Below are 8,995 nucleotides of genomic sequence, written 5' to 3'. Positions count from 1 at the left end.
CCTCTCCTCAGCCCCGTCCCCGCCCGGCCGTCTCCCGGCCCGCCGCGATGCCGCGGTCGCCCGGCCCCCGCGGGAGCCGGGCGACCGCGGCATCGCGGGTCGTGGACGGTGTGGGTGCGGCCTCAGCCGCGGCCGGAGCCGCTGCCCGGGCCGCTGTAGTCCTCCCCGTACGCGCCCTTGGCCGGGCGGCGGCGGCGCATCGGGGGCTCCACCCCGTCGGCGAGCCGGCGGGCGGTGAGCAGGAAGCCGGTGTGCCCGATCATGCGGTGGTCGGGTCGGACGGCCAGGCCCTCGACGTGCCAGGTGCGCACCATGGTCTCCCAGGCGGCCGGCTCGTTGAAGGTGCCGTGCTCGCGGATGGACTCCACGGTGCGGGCGAGCTGGGTGGTGGTGGCGACGTAGGCGCACAGGATGCCGCCGGGGACGAGGGCCTTGGAGACGGCCTCCAGGCACTCCCAGGGGGCGAGCATGTCCAGGATGACGCGGTCGACCTCGGTGTCGGACAGGTTGTCCTGGAGGTCACCGACGGTCAGCCGCCAGGCCGGGTGCGGGCCGCCGAAGTACCGCTCGACGTTCGCCTGCGCGATCTCGGCGAAGTCGGCCCGGCGCTCGTAGGAGTGCAGCATGCCCTGGTCGCCCACCGCCCGCAGCAGGAAGGTGCTCAGCGAGCCGGAGCCGACACCCGCCTCGACGACGCGCGCGCCGGGGAAGATGTCGGCCATCGCGAGGATCTGCCCCGCGTCCTTGGGGTAGACGACGGCCGCGCCGCGCGGCATGGACAGGACGTAGTCGGGGAGCAGGGGACGCAGCGCGAGGTAGGCGACGTTTCCCGTGGTACGGACGACCGTGCCCTCGGGAGCACCGATCAGCTCGTCGTGGGGGAAGGCTCCCTTGTGGGTGTGGAAGCTCTTCCCCGCCTCGAGCGTGAAGGTGTAGTGGCGTCCCTTGGGGTCGGTGAGCTGGACCTGGTCCCCGACCTGGAAGGGCCCGCGACGGCGGGCGGCACCGGTCGGTTCGGACATGGGGGCAAGGGTAGTCCAGGCACGCCCCCCGGCCGTAATCGAGCCCCCCGGGCGCCCCGGAGGGGGCGGCGGGACGTGCGGGCCCCGCGGTTCAGGGGGCGGGCTTGGCCATGGCCGCCACGAAGGCCCGCTCGACGTCGCCGGCCGACAGCACCCCGTAGATCCGGCCGCTCTCCTCCACCACCAGGTACTCGCTGGCGGGGGTGGCGCGCAGGTGCTCCAGCAGCTCCTCGCCGGCCAGCTCGGCCCACACCCGCATGCCCTCGGTGATGTCCTGGGCCAGGGTGCTCACCGCCACCCAGGGGCGGCGGTGCTCGGGCACCCCGGCGATGGCCGCCTCGCGGACGACGGCGACCGCCTCCCCCTGCCCGTCCACGACCACCAGGGCCCTGGCCCCGGCCTCGTTGGCGCGGCGCAGCCCCTCCGACAGGGGGGTGTCGGCGGAGACGGGGACGGCGCGGCGGGTCAGGGCGCGGGCGCTCAGCTCCGGCAGGCGCTCGCGCAGCCTGGCCATGCGCAGGCTGTTGCCGGCGCCGGTCCAGATGATCGCGGCGAGGATCGCGGCGAGCAGCGCGTCGGTGATGGAGTCCACCCCGCCGAAGCCCTCCTCGGCGCCGTAGCCCCCCGCGTAGCTGAGCAGCGGCATTCCGACCAGGACGGCGATGGCGAGCGCACGGCCGGTCCAGGCGGCGGCGACGGTGCCGGTCATCGGCTTGCCGCTGATCTTCCACACCACCGCGCGCAGCATCCGGCCGCCGTCCAGGGGCAGGCCCGGCAGCAGGTTGAAGATCGCGACGATGAGGTTGGAGATCATCAGCCCGGCCAGCAGCACCGCTGGCACGGTGCCGGGCTCGACCGCGAACAGCCCCAGGTAGAACATGCCCGACAGCACCAGGGAGAGCAGCGGGCCGACGAAGGCCAGGACGAACTCCCGACCCGGGGTCTCGCTCTCCTTCTCGATCTCCGACACCCCGCCGAAGAACTGGAGCTGGATGCGGCGCACCGGGAGCTTGAAGCGCAGGGCGGCGACGGTGTGGGCCAGCTCGTGGACCAGTACCGAGGCGTAGAAGGCGACCGCGAAGAACAGGGACACCAGATAGCGGGCGCCGCCCAGCTCCGGGAGCACACGCTCCAGCTGGCCGCCGAAGACCCAGGTGATCAGCGCGGCGACGACGAACCAGCTCGGCGCCACGTACACGGGCACGCCGAAGGGGCGGCCCATGAGAATGCCGCCGCCGCTCTCCCTCGGGCGCTTCGGCCTGCCGTCCGCCGATCCGCCGGAACCGGGCTCCGGCCGCCCGCTGTTGTCCGTGTCCGCCACGGGTTCCCCTCGTAGAAGGTGCCCTCGCACCCGGTGGTCGTCCCCGCGGCCGCGAGGTGCGAGGGGGGTGCGAAGGGGTACGCCATCGATGGTAAGCGGCGGTGTGTCGGTGGCGGGCCGTAGGGTCGTGTCCATGGTCTCCCATCCGGCACCCGGCAAGGCGCCCTCACCCGCCTCGCCGCCCAACTCCCTGTCCCCGTCGCGGGCCGCCGACTTCATGCAGTGCCCGCTGCTGTACCGCTTCCGGGTGATCGACAGGCTGCCCGAGAAACCGACGCCCGCGGCCACCCGGGGCACGGTGGTGCACGCGGTGCTGGAGCGGCTCTTCGACGCCCCCGCCGCCGAGCGCAGCGTACGGCGGGCGCGCTCACTGGTGGTACGGGAGTGGGAGCGGCTGCTGGCGAAGCGGCCGGAGCTCGCGGAGCTGTTCACGGAGGACGGCCCGGAGGCCCGGGGCGAGGGCGCGGCCGACGGCACCGAGCTGGCGCGGTGGCTGGCCCGGGCGGAGGAGCTGGTCGAGCGGTGGTTCTCCCTGGAGGACCCCACCAGGCTGGAGCCGGCCGAGCGCGAGCTGTTCGTGGAGGCCCGCCTGGAGTCCGGGCTGCGGCTGCGCGGCATCATCGACCGGGTGGACGTGGCGCCCACCGGCGAGGTCCGCATCGTCGACTACAAGACCGGCAAGGCGCCCCGGCCGGAGTACGCGGCAGAGGCGCTGTTCCAGATGAAGTTCTACGCCCTGGTGCTGTGGCGGCTGCGCGGCACGATCCCGCGCCGGCTGCAGCTGGTCTACCTGGGCAGCGCCGACGTGCTCACCTACGACCCGGACGAGAACGACCTGCGCGGTGTGGAGCGCAAGCTGCTGGCCCTGTGGGAGGCGATCCGGCAGGCGACCGAGACCGGGGACTGGCGGCCCAGGCCGGGCCCGCTGTGCGGCTGGTGCGCCCACCAGGCGCTGTGCCCGGAGTTCGGGGGCACTCCCCCGCCGTATCCGCTGATGATCCAGCCGCGGCTGCCGCTGGAGCCGGACGGCGGCGCGGGCGAGGGCACGGGCGGCTCCCCGGGTGCCCTCCCGGAGGCGGAGGGCGCGGCCGGCTAGGCAAGAATGGGCTCGTCAAGCCCCCGGCCCCGATAGGAGTTCCCGTGGCAATCCGCGTCCTGCTGGTCGACGACCAGCCGCTGCTGCGCACCGGCTTCCGGATGATCCTGGAGGCCGAGGGGGACATCGCCGTGGTCGGCGAGGCCGGGGACGGCCTGCAGGCGCTGGACCAGGTGCGGGCGCTCCAGCCGGACGTGGTGCTGATGGACATCCGGATGCCGCGGATGGACGGCGTGGAGGCGACCCGCCAGATCACCGGCCCGGAGCGGGACGGCCCCGCCAAGGTCCTGGTGCTCACCACGTTCGACCTGGACGAGTACGTGGTGGAGGCCCTGCGCGCGGGCGCGTCCGGCTTCCTGCTCAAGGACGCGCCGGCCGCCGAGCTGGTGCAGGCGATCCGGGTGGTGGCGGCCGGCGAGGCGATGCTCGCCCCCAGCATCACCCGGCGCCTGCTGGACAAGTACGCCGGGAAGCTGCCCTCGGGCGAGGAGGAGGTGCCCGACGCGCTGGGCACGCTCACCGACCGCGAGGTCGAGGTGCTCAAGCTGGTGGCGCGCGGCCTGTCGAACGCCGAGATCGCCGCGGACCTCTTCGTCAGCGAGACGACGGTGAAGACCCATGTCGGCCATGTGCTGACCAAGCTGGGCCTGCGCGACCGGGTGCAGGCGGCGGTGTACGCCTACGAGAGCGGGCTGGTCCGCCCCGGCGACCGGTAGGACGCCGCCGGGAACGGGGACCGGGTCCGGCAGCCGGTGACGCAGGTGCGCCGCCCGCCGCGGGGCAGCGGCGGGCGGCGCACCGGGGACGGCCCGGGGAGGGGCGGGATCAGCCCCCGGCGCCCTTGCCGATCTCCCAGAAGCGGAAGACGGTGGAGGCGTCCAGCGTCCACTCCAGCCCGGAGATGTCCTCGTGCGCCACGGCGTACTGCTTGCCCTGCCACAGCGGCAGGAGCGGCAGGTCCCGGGCGACGATGTCCTGGATCTCGCCGAAGTCCTCGACGGTGGCGGCGCGGTCGCTCGCCGCGGCCGTGCGCGGCAGCAGCTTGGAGGTGATCCGCCCGGCGTCGTAGCCGTTGCCCAGCACGTTGTCCTCGCCGAAGAAGGGCGCGGTGAAGTTGTCGGCGTCGGGGTAGTCGGGCACCCAGCCCTTGACGTACACCCCGTACTCGCCCGCCTCGATGCCCTTCTCGTACTCCTCCAGCTCCACGCTCTCGACCTTGGCGTCGAACAGGCCGCTGGCGTTGAGCTGCTGGGCGATCTCCTCGAACTCCCGGACGGTGGCGGGGCCGTAGCGCACCGGGGTGGCCCACAGGGTGAGCTCCACCTTCTCCGTGATGCCCTCGGCACGCAGGGCCGCCCTGGCCTTGGCCGGCTGCGGGCGGCTGCCGTAGGCGTCGAAGAAGGCGGTGTTGTGGCCGGTGATCCCGGCGGGCACGATCGAGTACAGCGGCTCGGCGGTGCGCCGGTGGACGTCGCGGATCAGCGTGGAGCGGTCCAGCAGGTACGCGACGGCCTTGCGCACCCCCGGCTTGCCGGTGACCGGGTGCTCCATGTTGAAGACCAGGTGCTGCACCTCGGCGCTGGTGCCCTCGACAACCTCCACCCCGTTCTCGGCGCTCGCCGCCGCGTCGAGGTCGGCGATGTCGTCCATGGCCAGCCCGCGGTAGGCCAGGTCCACCTCGCCGCTGCTCAGCGCCTCCTTCAGCGCCGCCTGGTCACCGTGGAAGAGCTTCATCGTCATCCCGGAGTTCTTCACCTCGGCGGGCCCGGCGTAGTCCGGGTTGACGGAGAAGACGGCCTCCTCGTCCCCGTAGGAGTCCAGCCGGTAGACGCCCGAGCCGACGGCCTTGCCGTCGGTGCGCAGTTCGTCGGCCGGGTAGGCGCGGTGGTCGACGATCGAGCCGGCGCCGGAGGCGATCTTCTGCGGGAAGGTGGCGTCGGGCGAGCCGAGGCGGAAGACGACCGTCTCGGCGTCCGGGGTCTCGATCTCCTCGATGTTCGACAGCATCACGGCCGGGCCGTCGGGGTCGTCGATGCGCAGGGTCCGCTCGAAGGAGAACTTCACGTCCTTGGAGGTGAGCGGGTTGCCGTTGGTGAACTTCAGCCCGTCCTTCAGGACGCACCGGAAGACCCGGCTGCCGGCGTCGGTGAACTCGCAGCTGCGCGCGGCCTCCGGCTGGGGCTCCGTCCCGCTCTTGGGGAAGCTGAGCAGCGACTGGAAGACGTTGTTGAAGACCAGCCAGGATCCCGGGTCGTAACCGGAGGCGGGGTCGACGGCCATGACCTCGTCGGTCATCCCCATCACGATCCGCTCGCCCTGGCCGGCGCTCGTCCCCTGCTCGTCACCGCAGCCGGTGAGCAGTCCGGCCACCAGGGCCGTACCTGCCGGAAGCGCCCAGTAGCGGGCCCTTTTCCTCACGTTCGCATCCTCATCCGTGGTGTGTGCCGTTCTCCGAACCCCCGTTCGCGCAGCCCCGCACCGCCCCGGAACGGGTGGTGCGGGAACCGCTCAGTCCTGAACGCCCCTCCCCAGCTCCCACAGCTGGAGCACGGAGGAGGAGTTGAGCGCCCACTCCACTCCGGTGACGCCGTCGCGGGCGGCGACGTACTGCTTGCCCTGCCACAGCGGCAGCACGGGCACCTCCTTGGCGACGATGTCCTGGACCCGGACGAAGTCGTCGACCGCCTGGTCGCGCTGCTCCTTGACCCGTGTGCGCGGGATGAGCTGCTCACGGATCTCGTTGTTCTCGTACGGGGAGCCCAGGAAGTTGTCCTCGGCGAAGAAGGGGGCGACGAAGTTGTCCGGGTCAGGGAAGTCCGGGAACCAGCCCATGCCGTAGACGGCGTACTCCTGCTCGGCCGAGGCGGGCCGGTAGGCCTTCCACGGCACGCCCTTGACCGTCGCCCTGAACAGCCCGGAGTCGTTGAGCTGATCGGCCAGCACCTTGAACTCCTCGGCCGTGGCGGGGCCGTAGTGGTCGGTGGTGTAGGTGAGCTCCAGCTCGACCGGTGTGTCGACGCCGGCGCGTTCGAGGGTGGCGCGGGCCGCCTTGACGTCGGGCTCGCCGTAGGCGTTGAAGAAGGAGTTGTGGTGCCCGGTCAGCCCGCTGGGGACGATGGAGTACAGCGGCTCGGCGGTCCGCGCGTACACGTCGCGCACCAGCTCGCCGCGGTCCACGGTCTGGGCGACGGCCTGGCGCACCGCCTTGCGGCCGACGACCGGGTCGTCGGTGGCGAAGACCAGGTAGCGGATCTCCTGACCGGACATCTCGACGACGTCGATGCCGTCGCCCTTGTCACTCCCCAGACGGTCGATCTGCTCGGGCGACAGACTGCGGTTCATCACATCGATGCCGCCGTCGCGCAGTGCCTTCTCCATCGCCTGGGAGTCGTCGAAGAAGCGCAGCTCGACACGGTCGTTGCGCAGTTCCAGGTCGCCCTTGTAGGACTCGTTGCGGGCGAGGACCGCCCGGCCGCCCTCGGCGTCGAAGGACTCCAGGACGTAGGGGCCGGAGCCGGTGATCCCGTACCCCTCGTGGAGCTCGTCGGCCGGGTAGACCTCGCTGTCCAGGATCGCCGCCGCGGGGGTGGCGAGCTTGTGGGGGAAGGTGGCGTCGGGCTTCCTGAGGTGGAAGACCACCTCGTTCCCGGAGGGCGCCTCGACCCGGTCGAGGTTGCTCAGCAGCGACGCGGGACCGCCGGGATCGTCGATGCCGAGCATGCGGTTGACGGAGAACACCACGTCCTCGGCGGTCAGCTCGTGACCGTTGGAGAACGTGAGCCCCTCGCGGAGGGTGCAGCGGTACTGCGTGCTGCGCTGGTCGGCGAAGCCGCACTCCTCCGCGGCCTCCGCCTCCGGCTGGTTGCCCGCGCGGGGCAGGCGCAGCAGGGTCTGGAAGGTGTTGCGGAAGATGTTCCAGGTGCTGACGTCGTAGACCGCCGCGGGATCGAGCGGAGCGGGCGCCTTCTCCGTGGCCTCGATCCGGTCGGTGGTACCGACAACGATCGTCCCGCCGTTCCCGCCGCCGGCGCTGTCGTTGCCGCACGCAACGAGCAGGGGGGCCAGCAGGCCCGCGACGGCGGGCAGCAGCAGCGTCTTGCGGTTCATCGGTGACGGTCTCCTCGTCCAGCCAGGCTGTTGCCGAATTCTCCGGCCGGGAGACAGACATTAGTAGCCGTGGAGTCCGTCACTTCTCCGAGTCACCGGCGCGGAATTATCACGCTCCGATAACTCCGCCGCACAATCCGATAACCGGACGGCGGAGCGATCGGCGCGAGCAGGCACCAAACGGGACACATGGACGCACGGAAAAGGGGCCAACCGCCCCCACGGCCACTCCTGACCCCACCTCGCGCCCCGGGATCACGTGATGAACGTCACGCATTCAACCACCAGGCGAAAAGCAGGAATTCAGCCACCGTATTCGTCACGGATAATGAACGGTCCACTGCTCACGGTTTCCGATGCATTCATCATGCAGCGAACGGCGCACGCTCAGTGTGCGGAGGCGATCAGAGAGCGCAGAAAGGACAGATCCACCTCCTCCAGGGACGGCACGACCGTACGCCGGTGCGCGGGCTCGATCCGCGTCACCGAAGGCACCGCCACCACATGACATCCCGCGGCCTCCGCCGAGGTCACACCGGTCACTGTGTCCTCCACCACCACGCAGCGCCCCGGGTGGGCCCCCAGCCGCGAGGCGGCCAGCAGATACGGGTCCGGGTGCGGCTTGGTCCGCTCCACCTCGTCCCCCGCCAGGGTCAGCGCGAAGTGCTCCGGCCCCAGGGAGACGAGCATCCGGTCGATCACCCGCCGGTGCGAGGCCGACACCAGGGCGGCCGGCACGTCGTGCGCGGCCAGCTCCGTCAGCAGCCGCCGGGCACCGGGCATCAGGGACACACCGCGCTCCACCCGCTCGATGAACTTGGAGTTGAGCAGCACCGTCAGGTCTCCCAGCGAGATGTCCGCCCCGGTGGCCTGAATCAGATACGTCGCGCTCCGGGACATCGGCCCGCCGACCACCACCTCACGGTGCTCGTCGGCCAGCGCGTACCCCAGCTCGGCGAACACCTCGACCTCGGTCTCCCACCAGAAGCCCTCGGTGTCCACCAGCGTGCCGTCCATGTCCAGCAGAACAGCCTGGAGACCGGCCGCGGCGGCCCCGGACACGGCGGGCGCGAGGGGCGGGGCGGCTGGCGCGTCCGGTCTCCCCCCTCCGCCGGGAACGTGCACGGGCGCGGAGACGGGGGCCGGGGCACCGCCGCCGAAGGCGGGCGGGACCCCGGCGCGGGAGAGGGGACGAGTCATCCGTGTGCCTCCTACAGGGACGCGAAGGCCGGTCGCCCGCACCTGACGGGTGCGGGCGACCGGCCTGTACCGGACAGATCAGTTTACGTCGGTCCGCGAACTATCGCGCGTTGAAGTATTTGGCCTCGGGGTGGTGGAGGACGATGGCGTCGGTGGACTGCTCGGGATGGAGCTGGAACTCCTCGGACAGCGTCACCCCGATCCGCTCCGGCCGCAGCAACTCGGCGATCTTGGCGCGGTCGGCCAGGT

General features: G+C 71.9%; 8 protein-coding genes. 2 read left to right on the top strand and 6 right to left on the bottom strand.

Annotated features, from left to right (window positions below; all coding sequences use genetic code 11):
* Positions 1-122: 122 nt before the first annotated feature.
* The gene (locus ACLIYP_RS27660; RefSeq protein ID WP_093662343.1) at positions 123-1,022 is read right to left on the bottom strand and encodes a tRNA (adenine-N1)-methyltransferase; all 900 of its coding nucleotides are present in this window, start codon (positions 1,020-1,022) and stop codon (positions 123-125) included.
* A 91-nt stretch (positions 1,023-1,113) separates the two neighbouring features.
* On the bottom strand, positions 1,114-2,343 hold the full coding sequence (locus ACLIYP_RS27655) for a site-2 protease family protein (RefSeq protein WP_412715827.1): 1,230 nt from the start codon (positions 2,341-2,343) through the stop codon (positions 1,114-1,116).
* Positions 2,344-2,476: 133 nt separating this feature from the next.
* Here ACLIYP_RS27655 and ACLIYP_RS27650 point away from each other — a divergent pair, with 133 nt between their 5' ends.
* Together ACLIYP_RS27650 and ACLIYP_RS27645 are read left to right on the top strand one after the other, a co-directional pair.
* The gene (locus ACLIYP_RS27650; RefSeq protein WP_412715826.1) at positions 2,477-3,439 is read left to right on the top strand and encodes a RecB family exonuclease; all 963 of its coding nucleotides are present in this window, start codon (positions 2,477-2,479) and stop codon (positions 3,437-3,439) included.
* A gap of 44 nt (positions 3,440-3,483) precedes the next feature.
* Positions 3,484-4,155, top strand: a complete 672-nt coding sequence (locus ACLIYP_RS27645) for a response regulator (RefSeq protein WP_093662337.1) — start codon at positions 3,484-3,486, stop codon at positions 4,153-4,155.
* 109 nt (positions 4,156-4,264) lie between these two features.
* Here ACLIYP_RS27645 and ACLIYP_RS27640 read toward each other — a convergent pair whose 3' ends face one another.
* The 4 genes from ACLIYP_RS27640 to ACLIYP_RS27625 form a co-directional block, all read right to left on the bottom strand.
* Positions 4,265-5,857, bottom strand: a complete 1,593-nt coding sequence (locus ACLIYP_RS27640) for an ABC transporter substrate-binding protein (RefSeq protein WP_412715825.1) — start codon at positions 5,855-5,857, stop codon at positions 4,265-4,267.
* Positions 5,858-5,947: 90 nt separating this feature from the next.
* Positions 5,948-7,546, bottom strand: a complete 1,599-nt coding sequence (locus ACLIYP_RS27635) for an ABC transporter substrate-binding protein (RefSeq protein WP_412715824.1) — start codon at positions 7,544-7,546, stop codon at positions 5,948-5,950.
* Positions 7,547-7,933: 387 nt separating this feature from the next.
* Positions 7,934-8,608, bottom strand: coding sequence for an HAD family hydrolase (locus ACLIYP_RS27630; RefSeq protein ID WP_412715829.1), 675 nt, complete (start codon positions 8,606-8,608; stop codon positions 7,934-7,936).
* A 238-nt stretch (positions 8,609-8,846) separates the two neighbouring features.
* On the bottom strand, positions 8,847-8,995 hold a 149-nt coding region (locus ACLIYP_RS27625; RefSeq protein ID WP_412715828.1), incomplete at its 5' end, for a vitamin B12 dependent-methionine synthase activation domain-containing protein.

Source organism: Streptomyces nanhaiensis, assembly GCF_046614825.1.
In the GTDB taxonomy this organism is placed as follows: Bacteria; Actinomycetota; Actinomycetes; order Streptomycetales; family Streptomycetaceae; genus Streptomyces; species Streptomyces radiopugnans.
Note: the sequence above shows the minus strand (reverse complement) of the source record. Positions and strands in the feature narration are given on the sequence as shown.